This window comes from Anaerofilum hominis (assembly GCF_014287275.1).
Lineage (GTDB): Bacteria > Bacillota > Clostridia > Oscillospirales > Ruminococcaceae > Pygmaiobacter > Pygmaiobacter hominis.
In genome coordinates this window covers 162,552-182,442 of sequence record NZ_JACONZ010000004.1, presented here as the reverse complement: position 1 = coordinate 182,442, position 19,891 = coordinate 162,552, and the positions used below count along the sequence as shown (strand labels likewise).

General features: G+C 60.0%; 19 protein-coding genes and 1 tRNA gene. 11 read left to right on the top strand and 9 right to left on the bottom strand.

Annotated features, from left to right (window positions below):
• Positions 1-2 precede the first annotated feature (2 nt).
• Genes H8S23_RS11395 through H8S23_RS11385 form a run of 3 tightly spaced genes read right to left on the bottom strand, consistent with a single transcriptional unit; the run spans position 3 to position 1,605 of the window.
• Entirely contained in the window at positions 3-323 is a 321-nt protein-coding gene (locus tag H8S23_RS11395) for a plasmid mobilization protein (RefSeq protein ID WP_004010381.1), read from the bottom strand.
• A 3-nt stretch (positions 324-326) separates the two neighbouring features.
• The gene (locus H8S23_RS11390) at positions 327-1,403 is read right to left on the bottom strand and encodes a site-specific integrase (protein ID WP_004010380.1); all 1,077 of its coding nucleotides are present in this window, start codon (positions 1,401-1,403) and stop codon (positions 327-329) included.
• A gap of 13 nt (positions 1,404-1,416) precedes the next feature.
• Entirely contained in the window at positions 1,417-1,605 is a 189-nt protein-coding gene (locus tag H8S23_RS11385) for a helix-turn-helix domain-containing protein (RefSeq protein WP_004010379.1), read from the bottom strand.
• A 166-nt stretch (positions 1,606-1,771) separates the two neighbouring features.
• Between H8S23_RS11385 and H8S23_RS11380 the strand changes: the two genes are divergently transcribed.
• Positions 1,772-2,329: a helix-turn-helix domain-containing protein gene (locus H8S23_RS11380; protein ID WP_004010378.1), complete on the top strand. Its 558-nt coding sequence runs from the start codon at positions 1,772-1,774 to the stop codon at positions 2,327-2,329.
• A gap of 177 nt (positions 2,330-2,506) precedes the next feature.
• On the opposite strand, the gene guaA (H8S23_RS11375) is transcribed toward H8S23_RS11380, so the two are convergent.
• A complete protein-coding gene (gene guaA, locus H8S23_RS11375; RefSeq protein WP_186888463.1) occupies positions 2,507-3,805 on the bottom strand; it encodes a glutamine-hydrolyzing GMP synthase in 1,299 nt (432 codons plus the stop codon).
• A 244-nt stretch (positions 3,806-4,049) separates the two neighbouring features.
• On the opposite strand from guaA (H8S23_RS11375), the gene guaA (H8S23_RS11370) reads away from it, so the two are divergent.
• Together guaA (H8S23_RS11370) and H8S23_RS11365 are read left to right on the top strand one after the other, a co-directional pair.
• Positions 4,050-5,576: a glutamine-hydrolyzing GMP synthase gene (gene guaA, locus H8S23_RS11370; RefSeq protein WP_186888462.1), complete on the top strand. Its 1,527-nt coding sequence runs from the start codon at positions 4,050-4,052 to the stop codon at positions 5,574-5,576.
• A gap of 102 nt (positions 5,577-5,678) precedes the next feature.
• Positions 5,679-6,413, top strand: a complete 735-nt coding sequence (locus H8S23_RS11365; protein WP_186888461.1) for an MBL fold metallo-hydrolase — start codon at positions 5,679-5,681, stop codon at positions 6,411-6,413.
• Between the two features lie 660 nt (positions 6,414-7,073).
• On the opposite strand, the gene H8S23_RS11360 is transcribed toward H8S23_RS11365, so the two are convergent.
• From H8S23_RS11360 to H8S23_RS11350, 3 genes are read right to left on the bottom strand one after another with little or no spacing between them, the layout of a single operon-like run.
• Entirely contained in the window at positions 7,074-7,874 is an 801-nt protein-coding gene (locus tag H8S23_RS11360; protein ID WP_186888460.1) for an ABC transporter permease subunit, read from the bottom strand.
• Positions 7,864-8,751, bottom strand: a complete 888-nt coding sequence (locus H8S23_RS11355) for an ABC transporter ATP-binding protein (protein ID WP_186888621.1) — start codon at positions 8,749-8,751, stop codon at positions 7,864-7,866. Before H8S23_RS11355 ends, H8S23_RS11360 begins: the two co-directional genes overlap by 11 nt.
• Positions 8,752-8,756: 5 nt before the next feature.
• Entirely contained in the window at positions 8,757-9,374 is a 618-nt protein-coding gene (locus H8S23_RS11350; RefSeq protein ID WP_186888459.1) for a TetR family transcriptional regulator, read from the bottom strand.
• A gap of 415 nt (positions 9,375-9,789) precedes the next feature.
• Here H8S23_RS11350 and H8S23_RS11345 point away from each other — a divergent pair, with 415 nt between their 5' ends.
• From H8S23_RS11345 to H8S23_RS11315, 7 genes are all read left to right on the top strand, one after another.
• A complete protein-coding gene (locus tag H8S23_RS11345; protein WP_186888458.1) occupies positions 9,790-11,127 on the top strand; it encodes an amidohydrolase family protein in 1,338 nt (445 codons plus the stop codon).
• A gap of 542 nt (positions 11,128-11,669) precedes the next feature.
• Positions 11,670-11,745 (top strand) — tRNA-Gly (locus H8S23_RS11340).
• A 200-nt stretch (positions 11,746-11,945) separates the two neighbouring features.
• Entirely contained in the window at positions 11,946-12,863 is a 918-nt protein-coding gene (locus tag H8S23_RS11335; protein WP_186888457.1) for a DnaD domain-containing protein, read from the top strand.
• Complete coding sequence (locus H8S23_RS11330; protein ID WP_186888456.1) at positions 12,863-13,840, top strand: ATP-binding protein; 978 nt, start codon at positions 12,863-12,865, stop codon at positions 13,838-13,840. The genes H8S23_RS11335 and H8S23_RS11330 overlap by 1 nt, the downstream gene beginning before the upstream one ends.
• A 574-nt stretch (positions 13,841-14,414) precedes the next feature.
• The gene (locus tag H8S23_RS11325; protein WP_186888455.1) at positions 14,415-16,313 is read left to right on the top strand and encodes a polysaccharide biosynthesis protein; all 1,899 of its coding nucleotides are present in this window, start codon (positions 14,415-14,417) and stop codon (positions 16,311-16,313) included.
• A 13-nt stretch (positions 16,314-16,326) separates the two neighbouring features.
• Positions 16,327-16,911, top strand: coding sequence for a sugar transferase (locus tag H8S23_RS11320; RefSeq protein ID WP_186888454.1), 585 nt, complete (start codon positions 16,327-16,329; stop codon positions 16,909-16,911).
• 111 nt (positions 16,912-17,022) lie between these two features.
• Positions 17,023-17,529, top strand: a complete 507-nt coding sequence (locus tag H8S23_RS11315; RefSeq protein WP_186888453.1) for a P-loop NTPase family protein — start codon at positions 17,023-17,025, stop codon at positions 17,527-17,529.
• A gap of 256 nt (positions 17,530-17,785) precedes the next feature.
• Here H8S23_RS11315 and H8S23_RS11310 read toward each other — a convergent pair whose 3' ends face one another.
• Positions 17,786-18,355, bottom strand: a complete 570-nt coding sequence (locus H8S23_RS11310; RefSeq protein ID WP_186888452.1) for a DUF4364 family protein — start codon at positions 18,353-18,355, stop codon at positions 17,786-17,788.
• A 141-nt stretch (positions 18,356-18,496) separates the two neighbouring features.
• Positions 18,497-19,426, bottom strand: coding sequence for a S1 RNA-binding domain-containing protein (locus H8S23_RS11305; RefSeq protein WP_186888451.1), 930 nt, complete (start codon positions 19,424-19,426; stop codon positions 18,497-18,499).
• A gap of 272 nt (positions 19,427-19,698) precedes the next feature.
• Here H8S23_RS11305 and H8S23_RS11300 point away from each other — a divergent pair, with 272 nt between their 5' ends.
• Positions 19,699-19,887 (top strand): DUF951 family protein, encoded by a 189-nt coding sequence (locus H8S23_RS11300; protein ID WP_186888450.1) that lies wholly within the window; start codon positions 19,699-19,701, stop codon positions 19,885-19,887.
• Positions 19,888-19,891 lie beyond the last annotated feature (4 nt).

Sequence of the window (19,891 nt, the reverse complement as noted above, 5' to 3'; positions counted from 1 at the left end):
TATCAATCCTCCCTCATGCCGTCCATGATGGCGGCGATCAGCCGGATGGTGTCCAGCAACTCCCCATCCACGCCATTCCCGGCCTCGATACGCTCCAGTTCTTCCAGAACGGCGGCCAGCTCGTTCCGCAGGGCCTTATACACCCTGGGGTTGCCCTGTACCACCACATCCCGGCACAGCAGCCGTCGGGTGATGTAGTCCTGTTTGGTAAGGCCGGAGAGCCGCACAGCGGTTTCAATTTCCCTGTCCTCATCCGGGGACACCCGGAAAGCCACAGTTTTGTTTCTCCAGCGGTTGTGTCGGTCAAGATTTTTCACTGACATGATTTAGGCCCCCTTTCGCTCCATGTCCAGTTTGTCCGCCATCTCCGCCTGCCGGGTGGGGAACAGGTGGGCGTAGCGGTAGGTAATATCAATGCTTTCATGTCCCACCCGGTCAGCGATTGCCAGGGCCGTAAAGCCCATGTCAATGAGCAGCGAAATGTGGGAGTGCCTCAGGTCGTGTATTCTGATCCGCTTTACCCCGGCCTCTTTCGCACCCCTGTCCATCTCCCGGTGGAGGTAGGATTTTGTCACCGTGAAAATGCGGTCGGTGGGCTTCACCCCATACAGGCTCTTGATATAGTCTCGCATTTCTTCACAGAGGAAAGCGGGCATTTGAATGACCCGGTTGCTCTTAGGGGTCTTGGGGTCGGTAATCACATCCTTGCCCTTAATCCGCTGGTAGGACTTGGAGATGGTGACGGTCTGTTTCTCAAAGTCGAAGTCGCCAGGAGTGAGGGCCAGCAGCTCCCCCTCCCGGACGCCGCACCAGTAGAGCATTTCAAAGGCGTAATAGGAAAGGGGCTTGTCCATCATGGCCTCGGCGAATTTCAGATACTCCGCCTTTGTCCAGAACAGCATTTCCCGTCCCTTTGGCTTTCCCATATTGCCCGCCTGGGCAGCGGGATTGACCTTTAGATTGTAGTGCCGTACCGCATGGTTGAACACGGCGCTCAACTGATTGTGCAGCGTTTTTAAGTACACCGGAGAGTAGGGCTTGCCGTTCTTGTCCCGGTAACCCAGCATTTCATTCTGCCAGGCGATGACCTCCTTGGAGTGAATGTCGCACATCTTCCGCTTGCCGAAGTACGGCACCAACTTCTTGTAGAGGATATGCTCTTTCGTCCCCCAGGTGTTTTCCTTGATACGGCCTTTCATGTCCGCCACATAGACAGCCACGAAGTTTTCAAAGGTCATTTCCAGGTCGGCGGTCTGTTGTTGCAGGAATGTCCGCTCCCACTCCAGAGCCTCCCGCTTGGTGGGAAAGCCCCGTTTCATTTTCTTTACTTTCTTGCCCGTCCAGTCCTCGTAGTAAAAGGACGCATACCATGTGCCCTTTGCCTTGTCTTTGTATGCCGGCATTGTGGTTCCCTCCTTATTGTCTGTCCCGCAGCCCATAGAATTTTTCCTCGAAGTAGCGCCTGCTTACCCGTCCGGGAATGGTGAGAAAGCCTTTTTTCTTCAGCTCCTCGTTCATCTCCCGCACCAGCTTGTAGGCGTAGGGCTTGGAAATGCCCAGCTCCCTGGCGACCTCCTCTGCTCTCACAAACAGCTCCTTTTCCATGGTCAGCACCTCCTTATTTTAGTTTCGCAAATATGTTAATGTCACCATCTTCATTATACATTAACATAAGTGTTAATGTCAAGAATTTATTTCGCATTTTTGTTAAAGATTATCTTGCATCTTTCGCTTTTTTGCGCTATACTATTGGCAAAGGCGGTGGGATATTATGACAGTCGGAGACAAGATAAAGAAAATCCGCACCTTTCGAGGCATGACACAAAAGGAATTGGGGCTTGCTATCGGCTTTGAGGAAAAGGGAGCGGACAACCGGATCGCCCAGTATGAGACGAATTACCGTGTTCCGAAACGGGAACTGCTGGACAAGATGGCCGAGGCGCTGCGGGTAGACCGCCAGAACTTCTACACCATCGCCCCCGGCTCTGCCGAGGACTTCATGCGGACATTCTTCTGGCTGGACGAGGACAGCCCTGGCGCTATCCGCCTGTTCCAACTTGTCCGCAATCCGGGCAGAGCAGGGGCCGCTGATGATACCGCTGTACGGTACAATGATAGCGATGACTGGCCCGCACACCCTCCCGTGGGTATGTACTTCCAGTATGGCCTTGTGGACGAGTTCATGCGGGAATGGCTTTTTCGTCAGCAGGAGTTACACGCCGGGGAGATCACCAGGGAAGAGTATTTTGAATGGAAACTCAACTGGCCCCATACCTGCGACGATGGCCTGGAAAGCGAATATTATATCCCTTGGCGGAAAAATAAATAAGACAAGCAAAAAAACCGCCCTGCTGAATTTGTCGTTCAGCAGGGCGGTTTTGCTTGTCCTTTTGGGATTTTTCTCTTGAGAATACCGGGCGGACACAAATAGTATCAATCCAGTATCAAGAGCAGTATGGACGGGCAAAAAAGCCTGTATTCATGCGGGTTTTCGCCGTTTCGAGCGTCATTCCCACTCGATCGTCGCGTTGGGCTTCGGCGACAGATCAAAACAGACCCGGTTGATGCCCGGGACTTCTTCCATAATGCGGCGGGTGATGCGGCGCAGCACTTTCCATTCCAATTCGGGCACCTCGGCGGTCATGGCGTCCACAGTGTTCACTGCGCGCAGAATAACGGGATATTCAAAACAGCGCGCGTTGTCCCGCACCCCCACAGACTTGAAGTCAGGTACCACCGTGAAGTACTGCCACACGGTCTTGTCCAAACCTGCACGGCTGAATTCCTCCCGCAGGATAGCGTCGGAGGCGCGCACCAGCTCCAGCCGGTCGCGGGTGATCGCGCCCAGGCAGCGCACGCCCAGCCCGGGACCCGGGAACGGCTGGCGATAAACCATGGAATCCGGCAGGCCCAGCGCCACGCCGCAGGCGCGCACCTCGTCCTTGAACAGTTGTTTGAGCGGTTCTACCAGCGAGAACTGCAGATCCTCGGGCAAGCCGCCCACGTTGTGGTGGCTCTTGACCATCTTTGCGGTTTTGGTCCCGCTTTCCACGATATCCGGATAGATCGTGCCCTGCGCCAAAAACTCGATGCCGTCCAGCTTGCGGGCTTCTTCCTCAAAAACGCGGATGAACTCTGCGCCGATGATCTTGCGTTTGTCCTCCGGATCAGCCACACCGGCCAGCTTATCCAGGAAACGGTCGCTGGCATCCACATAGACCAGGTTGGCCCCCAGCTCGTGCCGGAAGACCTGCACCACCTGCTCCGGCTCCCCTTTGCGCAGCAGGCCGTGGTTGACGTGCACGCAGGTCAGTTGTTCCCCGATCGCGCGCAGCAGCAGAGCCGCCACCACTGAACTGTCCACACCGCCCGAAAGGGCAAGCAGCACTTTTTTCTTCCCCACCTGGCGGCGCACCAGTTCCACCTGGTCGGCAATGAAATTTTCCATGTTCCAGTTGGCCTCCGCATGGCAGAGGTCGAACACGAAAGCGCGCAGCGCGTTTTCGATGTTGACGCTTTCTGCGGGCATCGGCATGCTGGCGCCCTCATCCTCGCAGTCAAAAAAGAACACCGGCAGGCCGGATTTCCGGACGGGCTCCCCCAAGCGGATCTTCACGCCGTCGACCATGTCGTTCGGCCCGCCGCAGGCCACGATGCCGCGCAGATTGGGCAGCGCTGCCAATTCCTGGGCCGTGATGTCGTAATTGATGATTTCGCTGTAAACGCCGAGCGCCCGCACCGCGCGCGCCGCGTCGGTGTTGCGGGTGCTGCCCAGATCAAGGATCGCGATCATATCCTGTTTCATACTACTCCTGCTTTCTGCCTGCGCTTTTCCGTTTTTTTCGCAAAGGCGCGAATCATTTTTTCTGTTTTTCAGTATAGCACAGCGTTTTTAGCCCGACAAGCGACAAAGAAACCTCTGTTTTGCAGGGAGCCGAATTTTCGCAAAAAGACCAAAAAAATGTAAAATTTTTTGTGCGCTTTTGCCGCGAATATGGTATACTAACGAGGTAGCTTTTACACTGAATCAACGAAACGGAGTCAATGCCATGTCGGAGACAGTCATCATCGTCGATTTCGGCGGCCAGTACAACCAGCTCATCGCCCGCCGGGTGCGGGAAAACAATGTTTACAGCGAGGTCGTGCCCTACGGCAGAGCCCTGGAAGAGATCAAGGCAAAACGGCCCAAGGGCATCATCTTCACCGGCGGGCCGGCCAGTGTTTATGAAGAGGGTGCCCCCACAGTGGACCGGGAAGTTTTCGGGCTCGGCATCCCGGTGCTGGGCATCTGCTATGGGGCCCAGCTGATGGCCCATCTGCTGGGCGGCCGGGTCGTGCCCCCGGTGGCAAGGGAGTATGGCCGGGTGCGCATCCAGTCCAACGGCGGCCTGATGGCCAAAGTCGTGCGCGAGGGCACCAGCTGGATGAGCCACGGGGACCAGATCGAGGCCATCCCCGAGGGCTTTTCTGTGACGGCCACCAGCAACACCTGTCCGGTGGCGGCGATGGAAAACGCTGCGGCGGGCCTGTATGCGGTGCAGTTCCATCCCGAGGTCCAGCACACTGCCTTTGGCCGCGAGCTGCTGCACGCATTTTTGTACGATGTCTGCGGCTGCACCGGGGACTGGACCAGCGCTGGTTTTGTGGAGCGGGCGGTGGCCGCGGTGCGCGCTGAGGTCGGCGAGGAGCGCCGGGTCCTCTGCGCGCTGTCGGGCGGTGTGGATTCCACCGTGGCAGCGGTGCTGGTACACCGGGCCATCGGCGATCGTCTGACCTGCATATTTGTGGATCACGGCCTGCTGCGCAAGGACGAGGGCGATCAGGTGATGGATACCCTGACCCGGGAGTTTGATTTGAACGTCATCCGGGTAAACGCGCGCGAACTGTTTCTCGGCAAGCTGGCCGGGGTCACCGAGCCGGAGGCCAAACGCAAGGTCATCGGCGAAGAGTTCATCCGCGTCTTTGATGCCGAAGCGGCCAAGCTGGGCAAGATGGATTATCTGCTGCAGGGGACCATTTATCCCGACGTGATCGAGAGCGGGGCGGGCGACGCTGCGGTGATCAAAAGCCACCACAACGTGGGCGGCCTGCCCGAGGATGTGCAGTTCAAGCTGTTGGAACCGCTGCGTCTGCTGTTCAAGGATGAGGTGCGCAGCGCGGGCCGTGAGCTGGGGCTGCCCGAACACATCGTCAACCGGCAGCCTTTCCCGGGGCCGGGCCTGGCGATCCGCTGTCTGGGCGAGGTGACGGAGGAAAAGCTTGCTATTGTGCGCGAGTCGGATGCCATTCTGCGGGAAGAGATCGCCCGCGCAAAGCTGGACCGTGCGATCTGGCAGTATTTTACCGTCCTGCCCAATATTCGCAGCGTGGGTGTAATGGGCGACAGCCGCACCTACAGCCACGCGGTGGCGATCCGTGCCGTTACCAGCGTGGACGGCATGACCAGCGATTGGGCGCGCATCCCCTACGAGGTACTGGAAAAGATCAGCAGCCGTATCGTGAACGAAGTACCGGGTGTCAACCGCGTGGTATACGATGTCACAACGAAACCGCCTGCGACGATCGAGTGGGAGTGAAAATCCGTTATTCACTTTCTTGTCTTCAAAAGATAGATATTTCGGACGGAGGAAGCCTTATTTCTCTCTATTTCCGACCCTCTATTTTGCAAAGGAGGCGTTATGTTCCATCAATTTTCCCGCCGCGTCTGGTATATGGATCATGATGAGGCCAGCGACCGGCCTGTGCTGGGCTATGTGCGCGGCGACCGCCGCTGTTTGATGATCGACGCGGGCAACTCGCGCAGGCACGCCGAGGAGTTTCTTACCCAGCTTGAGCGGTCCCGGCTGCCCCGCCCGGGCCTTGTGGCGCTGACCCATTCTCACTGGGATCACTGCTATGGGCTGCACGCGCTGGACGCCGTGTCCATCTCCTGCACAGCCACCCTGCGCGATCTGGAACGGGACGCCGCCCTCTCCTGGAGCAGCGACGACCTGCGCCGTTATGGGGCCGAGGGCATTGTGCCCCAGTTCTGTGAAGAGCATATGCGGGTGGAATATCCACAGCTGGAGGAGATCACCGTCGCGCTGCCCGAGATCACGTTTGAGGGCACTCTGCAGCTGGATCTGGGGGGCTGCTGCGCCGTGCTGCGGCAGCTGGTAAACCCGCACGCGCCAGACGGCGTCGTGGTCCATCTACCTGAGGAGCGCACGCTCTTTGTGGGGGACGCAGCTTATCAGGAACTGGTGGGCAACGACTGGGTGGACCACCGGGACCGGCTGGAACTTTTTTTGCGGGAACTGGAGCAGATGGATTTCACCCATTGCTTTATCGGCCACGGCATGCCCATGCCGCGCAGCGAGCTGTTTGCCTGGTTTGGCGAACGGCTGGACGAACAACCGCCGTCCCACATCTAATAAAATACAGGGCAGGGGACGCTTTTTCAAAAAGTCTCCCCTGCCCTTTTTATATTCTTTTTCAGCAGGCCGCTCCCGGCCGCCGTTTTCCGGCCGTGCGGAGGTGAAAAAGTCCCCTTAAAAGCTCTGTACCGGGTTGAAACAGGTACTGACACCCGGCAGAATGATATTTCTCCCGTCACTGTCCGCAAGGACGGCGAGGATTGAAACAAGTGCTTGCACCTCCTTGTCAAGTTGTGCCTGGTCGCCGCTCGCAAGAGCGGCGTGGATCAAAACGAGCGCGCCAGCTCGGTGAGCACCCCGATCTGGGCCGCTGTCCGCAGGGATGGATGAATCAAAATACAAAGCATCCTGTACATATCTGCTGAAATGACGGGCTGTCGCCCGCATGAGCTGCACAGGTCAAAACCGCGCTTTTGCAAAGACCTCGTCTTTTCAGCTTGGCCCCCCTGCCCTGTCGCCCTCCTCCCTGCGTCCCCCTCTCTGCGGACGGAACTCCTGCCCCTGACTCCTTTTCCTCTGCCCCGGCAGGCAGCGCCCGGGCTGCTCCGGCCTTTCTGCGCGGCCCTTTCACGTTTTTATCCGTGCCGGCGGGCAGGCGGGGTGCCCCTGCGCGCGGGGTGGATGCCCCATCTATGGAACGCGCTGTCCCCGTCTTGTTTATACCGGCAGGTCGCGCCGCGAAAATGCCACGATTCCTGCGCCCATCAGCGCCAGGCCGGAAACCGCCAGGGCCAGCGCTCCCCATATGGGCCAGCTCTCCCCGGCCACCAGCTCTTTTGGCGCAAATAAAGTCAACGGGTCGATATACTTGAGCCCCTCAAATTTTTCTCCCGCCTGGGAGATCATCTGGATCAGCAAAAAGGCGATGCCCGCGCCGGCGCCGATGCCGCAGGACCAGCGGGTATCATTGCAGCAGCAGGAAGCGCAAAAACACACACCCGACAAAAAGATCAGCAGCGCATAAAGGGCGGCGTTGACGGCCAAAAACCGCCCGGTATCCAGCTCGCCGGGAAACAGCGCCGACGACAGCGCCCAGCAGAGGCCCGTCATCCAGAGCACCATGCACAGGCAGGCCAGCAGCAGCACCAGCGCCTGGGTGCGGGCCAGCCGGCCGCGCCGGTTTGGGGTGGCCAGCAGATAAGCCATCGAACCCCGGTCCACATACCGCGCCACCAGCCGGTTCGACAGCAGCACGATGAACACCAGCGGGAAAGCGATGAGCAAAAATCCATAAAGATAATTGACGATGAACTGGGTCAGCGTCGCGCCCACATCCAGCATCCCAAAGGCGGCAAAAAGCTGGGGCATGCTCTCCGCCATCAGGTTCAAGCTGTCCCCCAGTTTGGGGTCGAACATGACCACGATCATAGAGCCGTACAGGGCCAGCACAGCCAGAAAAATAAGCAGCAGTTTGTAGGACGACCGCACTTCCCTTGCAAAAAGCGTTTTATTGATCATTTGCTTCACCCCCGTAAAAATGCAGAAAAAGCTCTTCCAGCGTCTCGCGGTGCAGGTCGATATCCCTCACTGAATAGGCGCTCACAGCCTTGAGGAAAGCGTCCGGGCTGCCGGTCACCGCCGCCTGTACCGTGTCTCCCTGCTGCCGCGCCCCTTTCTGCCAGGACGCGGCGAACGCCGCCGCGTCCTGCGGGCGCTCGAACTGTACGGAAAACAGTTTGCGCTTGGTTTTTTTCAGCTTTTCCAGCCGCTCGACGGCGGCGATGCGCCCCTCACGGATGATGACGGTGCGGTCACAGGTGCGCTCCACCTCCTCAAAGATATGCGAGGACATCAGGATCGTCGCGCCGCGCTGCTTTTCACCGAGCACCAGGTCGATAAATCGGTTCTGCATCAAGGGGTCCAGGCCGCTGGTCGGCTCGTCCAGGATCAGCAGCTCCGGGCCGCCCATAAAAGCAGCCACGATGGCCACTTTTTGCTTTGTGCCCTTGGACATGCGCTTGATGCGCGCCGAGCCGTCGAGTTCAAAGCGTTCCATCAATTCCCGCGCGCGGCCAAAATCTGAAATCCCTTTCATCTTCGCCAGAAAATGCAAAAATGCCTCGCCGGTCATGTCTTCCATAAAGGCGGGCTCGCCCGGCAGATAGCCCAGCTCCCGCTGGATCTGAGCCGCGTGTGCAAAGCAGTCCCGCCCGCCGATCCGCACCGATCCCTGATCGGGTCGGATAAAGCCCATCATCTGCCGGATGGTGGTGGTCTTGCCCGCGCCGTTTGGGCCCAAAAAGCCCATCACTTCCCCCTTTTCCACCGCAAAGCTGAGGTCAAACACCCCGCGCCCGCCGCCATAATCTTTGGTCAGTTTTTCTGCCTCGATCATCCTGCTCACAAATACTCCTCCTTATAGGCCATGCTGCGGAACATCTCCGACCAGCGCTGGTAATCCCGCATCACCTGGTCCACCTCCACCGGCAGGCCCCGCCGCCGCAGTTCTTCCAGATACCCCAGCGTCATCCAGGTGAGCATCCGCAGCAGCTCCATGGGGTCGACCCCCGGCCGGAACCTGGAAAAATCAATGTTTTTAAAATAATTCGCCGCGCTGTCCAGCGTCTGCTGCAGCCGCGCATCCAGTTCGGGGGCCAGCCCCTCATCCCGGGAGGAACAGAGCCTCACTGTGAACTCCATCAGATAGGGGCTTTCCGCCACCAGCTTCAGCTTTTTTTCCGCACCGTGCGCCATCATCTCAAAAAAGTCGGTGATCTCTGCAAACTTCTTGTCTGTCACCTGCTCCGCGACCATCTGCTCCACATACCGGTACAGATAAAAATAGAGTTCCTTTTTGCTGCCGAAATAGTGGAACAGCAGCCCTTTTGAGATGCCCGCCCGCGCCGCAATATCGTCGGTGGAGGCCCGCTTGTACTCATTTTTGGCAAAGACCTCCATGGCCGCGTTCACGATGCGCCGCTGCTTTTCCTCCGGCAGGGCAAAAAACTTTTCGTTCACCGCCGCTCTCCCCTCTCTCCGATTGACCGATTCGGTCGGCCGATGGTCCCATCATAATACATTGACTCAAATTTGCAAGGCCCCTGCAAATTTTTATTTCTTTGCAATCAAAAACGACTTATCTCAATGCCCTTGTCCTCGCCGCTGTGCGGCAGCTGGGCGGATGGCTGAAAAAAACAGCCTCCGCCTATTTTTTCCATTTGCCGCGGCTTGAGGACAGGCCACATGGCTGCTAAAAACACCTTGTTTCTATGGCTCGCCCCTGCATCCCGCGTTTTTCCTGAATTCCCTGCTGCAGAAAATCGGTCTTGCCCTTGCGCCGGGCGCGCTTTTATGACATACTGGTAGTGCAGACGACAGCTTTCCGCGCCTTTTGTCCGGCGCGGGAGGCGCGCTTTTTTCAGGAGGTGCTTTTTTGAATAAAACATTGTTTGAAAACGGGCTGATCATCACGGTGGACGACAGGGACAGCGTTTACCGCAGAGGCTATCTTCTGGTCGAGGACGACCGGATCGCCGCCGTAGGCGAGGGCGATTACACCGGCGACCGCACAGGCATCGCCGTGGTGGATGCGGACGGCAAGGCGGTGCTTCCCGGCATCGTGGACGCTCACACCCATGTCGCGGGCAGCCTGTTCAAGGGCCTGCTGGAGGACGATCCCAACGGCTTTTATGGCTTTGCCCTGCCGATGGAGGGCCAGCTGACGCCGGAAGACGTCTATCATCTTTCCCGCCTGGGCGCCTGGGAGTGCATGCAGGCCGGCGTTACCACCATCAACGAGATCTATCACTATGTGCTCTCGGTGGCAAAGGCAGTGGACGAGGTGGGGCTGCGCGCCGTCATCAGCCAGAACATCGTGGATGTGGATATCGGCGCGCTGCGCTATAACGACTACACCCGTTATCCCGCCAAAGGGGAGGCCTTTGTCGAGGACAATATCCGGCTGATCGAAGAGTATCACGGCAAAGACAACGGCCGGATCACCTGCCGCTTCGGCCCGCACGCCACCGATACCGTCTCGATGGAACTGGCAAAGAAGTGCGCGGAACTGGGCAAAAAGCATGGGGTGGGTTTTCACACCCATGTGGCCCAGAGCCAGCGTGAGGTCGCGCTGCTCAAAGAGGCTTACGGGCTCACGCCGGTGGAATTTCTGCGGGAGACCGGTCTGTTGGGCGACCATTTGATGGCGGCGCACTGCATTTATACCACGCCCGGGGATGTGGAGCTGCTGGCAAAGAGCGGCACCCACCTGCTGCACTGCACCGAGGGGCTGGGCCGCAACGGGGACTTCCCGCCGATGAAAGAGATGTTTGCCGCCGGGGTCCACGTCGTGCTGGGCACCGACTGGCTGACTATGGACCCGTGGACCAATATGCGCTTCGGCGTGGCCCTCAACCGCCACCACGGGGTGGACTATGAGACGGCCAGCGCCCGCGGCATGCTGCGCCGCTCTACCATCGAACCGGCCCGCGCCCTGGGCCTGGGCGACAAGGTGGGCAGCCTGGAAGCAGGCAAGCAGGCGGACGTGATCCTGATGGATATCACCGGGCCGAACCTGACCCCCATGTTCCACGACCCGGTGGTGACCCTCGTTTACAATGCCTGCCGCCGCGACGTCAGCGACGTGATGGTCGCGGGCAAATTTACCGTGCGCGACCGCGCGCTGCAGACCGTGGATGTAAAAGAGGTCATGAAAAACGGTCAAAAAGTCGCTTATGACGTGTACGGCCGCCATGTGGCGACCTTGTCCTGAACGCGGGGGACGCAAAAGGACGCAAAAAAAACGATCGGGGACAGGGTGCGGAGAGTCATTTTCCGTGCTCTGTTTTTTTGATCGTCCCTCTTCCGCCGACCTCCCCGCTGTTTTTTTCCTTTCGGGGCGGCCCCGCCGCAAAAACTTATGGACTTAATTTATGGGCGTAAACAGAATAGACACGGGCCCCGCAGCACGCTTTCCCGCGGCCTGCCGCTTTCCCACGGGTCGCGGGCCGCGCGCCTCCGCGCCGGCTGTTTTTTCCCGGCCGGAGCGTCAGCCCTTTGTCCCGGCGTCCCGCTGTTATAAAATATGGGCAGTGGGTTTCAATTCGCGTCGACTCTGCGGGCGGCCTGAGATGCCTGGAGCGGCCGCCGCCCGCAGTCCGGCACAAAAGCAGGGGCTTTTCTCCCCCGCCTCCACCGTCCTGCCCGCCAAAGCCGGGTCTGGCCAAAGCGGGCGCGGCATTTTTCTGCAAAATAAACCGTTGACTTTTTCGTTTGGACGAGCTAAAATAATAAGGCACTCTGAATGTCGGAGATGCGGGTTTAGCTCATCTGGTAGAGCGTCTGCTTCCCAAGCAGAAGGTGGCGAGTTCGAGCCTCGTAACCCGCTCCACAGAAAAACGCCCACAAAGTGGCTTCACAGGCCTTTTGTGGGCGTTTTGCTTATCCTTTTGTCCCGCTCCCGCGCGGGCCGGCACGGGCCCGGAGCGGCCTCGCCTGCACCAAATCTGTACCAACACCGCATCCGATCTTTTCCTTTCGCCCAGGCCCGCCCTGGCGTGTCTTTTATCTTGATTTCCGGGGGAACTTTTCATGGAGTATCAGCTGCTCAAAAACAATGGCGACGCCGTCCCGGTGCCCTCTCTTGTGCTGCGCCGTCTCGCGGCGGCCAGCGGGGATCAGCTGCGGGTGGCGCTCGCCATCCTGCGGGACGGCAAGGTGTGCCCCGAGGCGCTTTTGGCCGAGTTTCCCGCCCTGGGCAATGCCGATACGCTGGAAAAGCATCTGATCTACTGGGCGGGCGCGGGCCTGCTGTCCACCACCGGCCCTGCCGCCGCCGCGCCCAAGCGCCCGCTGCAAAAACGTCCGCCCCGCCTCTCGACGCGGGAGGTGACGGCCGCAGCCGAAAACGACCCTCAGGTTGCTGTTCTCATCACCGAGAGCCAGAACCTGTTCGGTACCGTCCTCAACGAGAGCGACGGCAACGTCCTCGCCTCTTTGTATCTGCAGGACAAACTGCCGGTGGACCTGATCCTCACCGGGATCGCGCATTTTGTGACCAAGGGCAACCGCAGCGTGCGGTATATCGCCCGGGTGCTGCTCTCCTGGCGGGAAGAAGGCATCCGCACCGGCGCGGATATGGAGCGCTATCTGTCGACGCTGGCCCAGCGCGAAAAATATGAGCAGGAGACCGCGCATATCCTGGGCGTGGACGCCGCGGGTTTTACCTCCAGCGAGCGCACTCTGATCGCCCGCTGGTATGAGGAGTACGGCTATGGCGGCGAGATGATCCGCGCCGCCAGTCAGCGCGCCGGGGACAAAAACACGGTGCGCTATCTGAACGCCATGCTGAAAAAGTGGAATGCCAAAGGATACCGTTCGCCGGGTGAGCTGATCGCGGAAGGCCCCTCCAACACCCATGAGCAGGGCAGGATCGTCACCCGGGAAGACGACCTTTTGCTGCGTGAGCCGGACCACATGCCCAAATTCAAAAAAAGAGGTGAACGCTGATGCGCCGCGCAGAACTGCTCGCCAAAGCCATGGAGGACGTGCGCGCCTGCCGGCAGAGAGCCATCACACTGGCCGAGCGCGACAAACAGCGCGCCTATGACAAGGTGCCGCGGCTGCTGGTGCTGGACAACCTGACCATTGAGACCGGCCTTGCCCTGGCCCGTCTTTCAGCGGCGCGCGCGCCGGAAAACCTGCTGGCCGAGAAGCGGGCCGCGCTGGAGGCCATCGAGACCGAGCGGGCCGCGCTGCTGGCCGAAAACGGCTTTGCGGCCGATTTTCTGCAGCCGCATTTCCACTGCCGTTTCTGCCAGGACACCGGCTCCACCGCAAACGGCCTTTGCGGCTGTGTGGAAGAGCGCATCCGCGCCCTGCGCCGGCAGGAGCTGCTGGGGGTGGCCCCCCTGTCCGAATGTCGCTTTGACAACTTTGACCTGCTGCGCTACCCGGATATCATCACGCCGCCCCGGCGCACCAGCCCCCGCGAGGTCATGCGCAGTAATCTGGATTACTGCCGTCAATACGCGGACAACTTCGGCGCCGACTGCCCCAGTGTTTTCATGACCGGCAACACCGGGCTGGGAAAGACCCATCTGGCGCTCTCCATCGCCGGCGTGGTGCTGGCGCGGGGCTTCAATGTGCTGTACGTCAGCAGCCAGAGTGCTTTCGGCGTCATTGAGAAAGACCGCTTTGACGACGGGGGCGAGACGCTGCAGGCCATGCTGGAGGCTGAACTGCTGATTTTGGACGATCTCGGCACCGAATACCTCACCCCCTATATCTCCAGCTGCATCTACCGGCTGGTGGACACCCGCCTGACCGCCCACCGGCCCACCATCTATACCAGCAACATCCAGACCCAGCAGACCCTGAACGCCCGCTACACGGAAAAAGTCGGCAGCCGTCTGTTCGGCGACTGCGAGATACTGTATTTTCGGGGGGAAGATCTGCGTCTGACCGAAAGACGCATCGGCGAATAAGCCCCATACAGCGGCAAGGCTTTCTCCCCCGCTGCCGCCGCGGCCGGACTTTTATCCAGTCGTCCCGGCCAGCAGGCACAAACACCCCCGGCTTTGCCGGGGGTGTTTGTGCCTGCTGGGATATCCCCGCGGCAGACGGCCGCCGCAGCCCATCCCAAAGCAGCGGCAGAGAAGACGGCTGTTTTTGCGCGCACCGGCACGCCGTTCTGCGGGCAAAGGCATTGCTTCTGCCCGGACTGGACCCGCCTCCGATACCGCGACCCGCCGCGGCAGAAAACGCTTTTCCGCGCTTTTTTTCGCTCTGCGGCGGCCGGGCAAGGGAGGCTCGTCCCCCACAGCCGCGGCGCTGCATAGAGCGGCAGGGGCGGGTCCATACTGAAACAAACCGCACGCAAAGCGCCCGCGCGCGCAATCAGGATTTGCTTATTGTCGCAAGATGTTGTAAAATGGGTGAGAAATAAAAAGCGCGGAAAGCGGCAGCGGCCGCCGTCCGCGCCTCAAAAGTCGAAATTCAAGTGATGGAAGCGGGCCTCACGGGCGATCCCGCTTCCATCATTTAGAGATTGGTGATACGATGTCAAGAGCTATTGGCGAGATCCTGCGCCGTTACCGCAGGCTGTTTCTCGTCCTGTTCGACATGGCGGCGGTCGCGGCTTCCTATATCGGCACCTGGATGCTCACGCTGCAGGGCAGCGACCTGCTGGGAGACAGCATGGTGGGCATGGCGGTCATGACCAGCCCTTACAAAAAGTATTTCAGCCTTATGGCTTCCAGCTGCTTTCTGTTTGTCAGCTGCTACATTATCATCTATGCCTTTATGGGGATGTACGACAGCCTTTGGCGCTACGCGGAGATCATCGAGTTCTTCCGCGTCTGCGTGGCCTCTTTTCTGGCGGTGGCGGCCTTTGTCACCCTTTCCCAGCTGATCTTTACCGAGCGGCGCATCCCCATGGCCGTGTATCTGATGAGCGCGATGTTCGCCACCATCCTCACCCTGATGGCGCGCCTGACCTACCGCATGTACCGCAACACCAAGATCAAAAGCAGCCGCAAGCAGCGCCGCCGGGTGCTGCTGATCGGGGCCGGCGACGCGGCCAGCATGCTGCTGCACGAGATCAACCGCAACCCCAGCGACGAGATGAACATCATCTGCGCGGTGGACGACTCCCCGCAAAAGGTCGGCCGCACCATTCTCGGCGTGCAGATCATGGGCACCACGGCGGATATCCCGGACCTGGTAGAGCGCTGCGAGATCGAGACCATCCTGCTGTGCATCCCCACCATTGAAGAAAACGACAAGCGCCGCATCCTGTCGATCTGCTCCAAGACCAACTGCAACCTGCGCATCATGCCGGACCTTGTCAAGCTGATCGCGGACGGGCGCGATCTTTCCTCCCGCATCCGCGACGTCAAGGTGGAAGATCTGCTGGGCCGCGAGGTCATCGAGATGGACCCGGCCACCAACACCCTGATCAGCGGCAAGGTGGTCATGGTCACGGGCGGCGGCGGTTCCATCGGCAGCGAGCTGTGCCGCCAGATCGCCGCGGCCGGGCCCAGCAAGCTGGTCATTGTGGATATCTATGAGAACAACGCCTATTCCATCCAGCAGGAATTGATCCGCAAATACGCAGACCGGCTGGACCTGGAGGTCCAGATCGCCTCTGTGCGGGACAGCAAAAAGGTGGACCGCCTGTTTGCCGAGTACCGCCCCGCGCTGGTGTTTCACGCCGCGGCGCACAAGCATGTGCCCCTGATGGAGACCAGCCCGGAGGAAGCGGTCAAAAACAACGTCTTCGGCACCTATAACGTGGCCCTTTCGGCGGAAAAATACGGCGCTGAGCGGTTTGTGCTGATCTCCACCGACAAAGCGGTCAACCCCACCAACGTGATGGGGGCCACCAAGCGCATCTGCGAGATGATCGTACAGACCATTGCCGAGACCAGCAAAACGGATTTTGTGGCTGTGCGGTTCGGCAACGTGCTGGGTTCCAACGGCTCGGTGCTGCCGCTTTTTAAGGAACAGATCGCGGAGGGCGGCCCGCTGACCGTCACCGACCCGGACATCGTGCGCTATTTTATGACCATCCCCGAGGCGGTCAGCCTGGTGCTGCAGGCCGCCAGCATGAGCGGCAAGGGCAACATCTTCGTGCTGGATATGGGCGAACCGGTGCGCATCCTGGATCTGGCTGAAAACCTGATCAAGCTGGCGGGTTTCATCCCCTACCGGGATGTGGATATCGTCTTTACCGGCCTGCGGCCCGGCGAAAAGCTGTTTGAAGAGCTGACCATGGACGAGGAGAGCGTGCACAAGACCGCGAACAAAAAGATTTTTGTCGGCGCGCCGCTCAAGATGGACAAACCCAATTTCTTCACCCATCTGGCCCGCCTCAAAGAGATCGCCTATTCCAACGACAGCAAGCGCCTGCTCGCCTTTATCAGCGAGATGGTGCCCACTTTTGATCACGAGATTTAGGAGCGGTGCCCATATGTATCCGGTCGTCAAACGAATCCTTGATTTTGTCTGTTCGCTGCTCGGCGTCATCCTGCTCTCCCCGCTGCTGCTGGTGCTGGCGCTGCTGGTCAAGTGCGGCAGCCCCGGGCCGGTGCTGTTCCGTCAAAAGCGGGTGGGCAAAAACAAGACTTACTTTGAGATCCTGAAATTCCGCAGTATGCGGGCGGACACCCCAAAGGACGTGCCCACCCACCTGCTGCAGAACGCAGAGAGCGCCATCACCCCGGTGGGCCGCTTTCTGCGCAAGACCAGCCTGGACGAACTGCCCCAGCTGTTCAACATCCTGGCCGGGCAGATGAGCATCGTGGGGCCGCGCCCCGCGCTTTGGAACCAGGACGACCTGATCGCCGAGCGGGACAGATACGGCGTCAACGCCCTCACGCCCGGCCTGACCGGCTGGGCGCAGGTCAATGGCCGCGACGAGCTGCCCATCCCGGTCAAAGCGGAGCTGGACGGCTATTATGCGGTCCACATCAGCTTTTGGCTGGATGTGAAGATCTTTTTCAGGACCATCTCCAACGTGCTTTTCGGGAGAGGGATCGTCGAGGGCAAGCACTGAGCGGCCCCCGTTTTTGAGACTGCCCCGGCGCAGGGGCGGCCGCGGCACAGAGGGGCCGCTTTTCGGCCTGCGGTGCGCGCGCGGCGGCCTGGGCCGGGAGGGGGCGCAAAGGTGAAGATCCACATCATAGGCGGGAGCGGCTCCGGAAAGACTTATCTGGCAAAGCGGCTGGCGGACAGATACCTGCTCCCGGTTTATGAGCTGGACGATCTGTTCTGGGACAACGCAGCCGGCCGGTACGGCGTAAAGATGCCGGCGGAAAAGCGGGACCGGCTGCTGAGGGACATCCTCTGCACGGATGATTGGATCGTGGAGGGCGCCTACTGTTCCTGGCTGGCCGAAAGTTTCCGGCAGGCGGACGTCATCCTTGTGCTGGAAATGCCGGCAAGGGTGTGCCAGAGCAGGATCATCCGCCGCTTTTTCAAGAGGAAGCTGGGGCTTGAGGGCGGCAAGCGGGAGACCCTCGGTTCGCTGATAGACCTGCTGCGGTGGACGGCGGCGTTTGAAAAGAACAATCTTCCCGAGATCCAGGAGATGCTGGCGGCCTATCCGGATAAGACCGTCACCCTGCACAGCAGGGCGGAAGCGGAGCGCTATATAAAGTGTCATTGTCCGTGACATGCGCGCTTTGCGGCGATGGCGGGGCCATTAAGATAAGATATTTTTTAGTAACCATACGCCCCCCGCCGCAAAGCGGTAAGGGCGAGGCCAGCAAAATAACTCGCTTTTTATAGTTATGCAGCCCGTCCTCAGGCCGCGGCGAATGAAAACAAGTCTGTTTAAAATAGTATAAAGCAACAAAAAGCGCCGCGGCGGGGAGACTCTCCCCTGCCGCGGCGCTTTTTTACATCTCTGCCCTGCGGCAGAGCCGGTTTCATTTCAACAGGTCGGACAGCAGCTGCCGGTTATCGGTCAGCAGGCCCAGCATGCAGCGGAACACCGTGTCGCCGTCCGCGATGAATTTTTCTTTTACCGCATTTGCGGTCAGCTCGTCGGGCAGATAAAGTTCAAAGGAAAAGACCTGCTCTCCCAGATCCTCGATGGTACAGCGCACCTGCCAGCCGTCTGTGGTCCTGGTCACCTCTGCCTTGTGCTGCGCCTGTTTGCGCTTGTACTGCTGGGCTGTGAGCACCGCGTTCACGGCGCTCTCGCGCACCGAGCGGGGCACCTCGCCCTCAAGGGTATCCGCCAGGTCCGAGCCGCTGGCCGTCACCTGGTACGCGCCGTCCTCCAGCTTCAGATGCCCCAGCGCGCACAGCTTGTCAAGCGCATCGGACAGTTCAAAATAATTGACCAGCTCCTCTCCCAGCAGTGCATTTTCGATCTCCTGCCGGGTAAGGGGCGTGCCGATGCTTTTGAGCAGGTAGCACAACAGGATGCGGATCTCGGTCGAGGTCGTCAGCCCGCCCGGACGCACGCCGCCGGTAAATGCCCGGTTCGACATCGGTTCGGCCTCCTTCCTTTGATAAAGCTGCTTTTTTCGCCCGCCGTCCCCGCCTTTTCCGGGAGACGCGGCGCCGCACATCACACGCGGCGCGGGGCGATCAGGGGGATGAGTTAAGTATAGCACAGTCCCGCGGGTTACTCAACTGCCGCCGCGCGCCGGCATCTCTTCTGAAAAAACGGTGCGTACCAGGCGGCGTGCGCCGGGGCAGGAATAGACCCATTCGTCCAGATGCCCCTCGCTGATAAAAAGATGCAGCGGGGCCGGGGCCGCCGGGGCGGGCAGGCGGCTGAGCACCACCAGCTTGATCTTCATCTTCTGGGGCAGGATGTTTTTGATGTACACGCTGACGGCGTCCCCCGGGGACAGGGCGTCGGTATACTCCGCAAGGCCGGCCAGATTGGGGGTCAGCTCAATAAAAACGCCGTAGTCCTCCACGCTGCGCACGATGCCCATCACGCTCATGCCCACCCGGAACAGGTCGGCATTGTCCTGCCAGCTGCCCAGCAGCTCTTTCATGCTCAGCACCAGGCGCCCGCGCTCGTCCCTCTGGCGCACCACGCAGGTGAGCGGCTGGCCGGTCCGCACCCGGTCGGCGGGCGAAGCGATGCGGGACACCGAAAGGCAGTCGATGGGCAGCAGCGCGCTGATGCCGCATCCCACGTCGCAGAACACGCCGAAAGGCTCGATGTGGGTGGCGGTGCAGGGGATGACGTCGCCCGGCTCCAACCGGTCCAGATACTCCTCCCGGCAGCGGCGCTGGGCCTCTGCGCGGGAGAGGACGAACCGGGGCCGCGGTCCCCCAACGGCCTCGGTGATGACAAAACAGGCGGCGCGCCCCACCCGTGTGATCACTGCAATATCCCGCACCTGCCCGGTGCGTATCCCCTCGGCGCACTCCTCATGGGGCATCAGTGCGGGATAGCCGCCCAGACAGAAGTGCAGGCTTTTATCGGTGTCGTACAGCAGGGCCGTGCTCTGCAGGACCGTGTGCTTTTCCGCAGCCTCCATCAGTTCGCGCAGGGTAAAGTCGGTACAGCAGGGCAGCCGGTCCTCCGCAGCGTAGATCATTTTTGTTTCCTCCTTAAAAGCGCGCGGTCTGCGGGGCGAAAAAGGCCTCATGCCCGGGCGCGGCGCCGGTGATAAGGGCGGAAGCCGGAAACCCTCACACGAAAGCGCCCGCGCCCGTGTGAGGGCATCCCCGTCCCTGCCCGTCGTCTAAACTATATGCCGCACCGGCGGTGAATATTTGCACAAGCGGGGCGAATGTACTATAATATATAAGACTGCCGGGCGGCCTGAGGGCGCGTCCGGCGCGGAAAATCACAGTCGGGGTGAAGCGCGTGGACGTGCAGGTAGGAGACGTTTTGCAGATGAAAAAGCCGCATCCCTGCGGCGGCAGTTCGTTTGCCGTGCTGCGGGTGGGGATGGATTTCCGCGTGCGCTGCGTCAAGTGCGGGCGGGAGGTCATGGCGCCCCGCGCAAAGATCGAGCGCAATATCAAAAAGATCATCCGGGAGGCAGAGCGGTAGCGCG

Excerpts from the sequence above, each read along its gene's own strand:
- H8S23_RS11395 (WP_004010381.1), bottom strand. The coding sequence starts at position 323 with ATGTCAGTGAAAAATCTTGACCGACACAACCGCTGGAGAAACAAAACT.
- H8S23_RS11390 (WP_004010380.1), bottom strand. The coding sequence starts at position 1,403 with ATGCCGGCATACAAAGACAAGGCAAAGGGCACATGGTATGCGTCCTTT.
- H8S23_RS11385 (WP_004010379.1), bottom strand. The coding sequence starts at position 1,605 with ATGGAAAAGGAGCTGTTTGTGAGAGCAGAGGAGGTCGCCAGGGAGCTG.
- H8S23_RS11380 (WP_004010378.1), top strand. The coding sequence starts at position 1,772 with ATGACAGTCGGAGACAAGATAAAGAAAATCCGCACCTTTCGAGGCATG.
- guaA (WP_186888463.1), bottom strand. The coding sequence starts at position 3,805 with ATGAAACAGGATATGATCGCGATCCTTGATCTGGGCAGCACCCGCAAC.
- guaA (WP_186888462.1), top strand. The coding sequence starts at position 4,050 with ATGTCGGAGACAGTCATCATCGTCGATTTCGGCGGCCAGTACAACCAG.
- H8S23_RS11365 (WP_186888461.1), top strand. The coding sequence starts at position 5,679 with ATGTTCCATCAATTTTCCCGCCGCGTCTGGTATATGGATCATGATGAG.
- H8S23_RS11360 (WP_186888460.1), bottom strand. The coding sequence starts at position 7,874 with ATGATCAATAAAACGCTTTTTGCAAGGGAAGTGCGGTCGTCCTACAAA.
- H8S23_RS11355 (WP_186888621.1), bottom strand. The coding sequence starts at position 8,751 with ATGATCGAGGCAGAAAAACTGACCAAAGATTATGGCGGCGGGCGCGGG.
- H8S23_RS11335 (WP_186888457.1), top strand. The coding sequence starts at position 11,946 with ATGGAGTATCAGCTGCTCAAAAACAATGGCGACGCCGTCCCGGTGCCC.
- H8S23_RS11330 (WP_186888456.1), top strand. The coding sequence starts at position 12,863 with ATGCGCCGCGCAGAACTGCTCGCCAAAGCCATGGAGGACGTGCGCGCC.
- H8S23_RS11325 (WP_186888455.1), top strand. The coding sequence starts at position 14,415 with ATGTCAAGAGCTATTGGCGAGATCCTGCGCCGTTACCGCAGGCTGTTT.
- H8S23_RS11320 (WP_186888454.1), top strand. The coding sequence starts at position 16,327 with ATGTATCCGGTCGTCAAACGAATCCTTGATTTTGTCTGTTCGCTGCTC.
- H8S23_RS11310 (WP_186888452.1), bottom strand. The coding sequence starts at position 18,355 with ATGTCGAACCGGGCATTTACCGGCGGCGTGCGTCCGGGCGGGCTGACG.
- H8S23_RS11305 (WP_186888451.1), bottom strand. The coding sequence starts at position 19,426 with ATGATCTACGCTGCGGAGGACCGGCTGCCCTGCTGTACCGACTTTACC.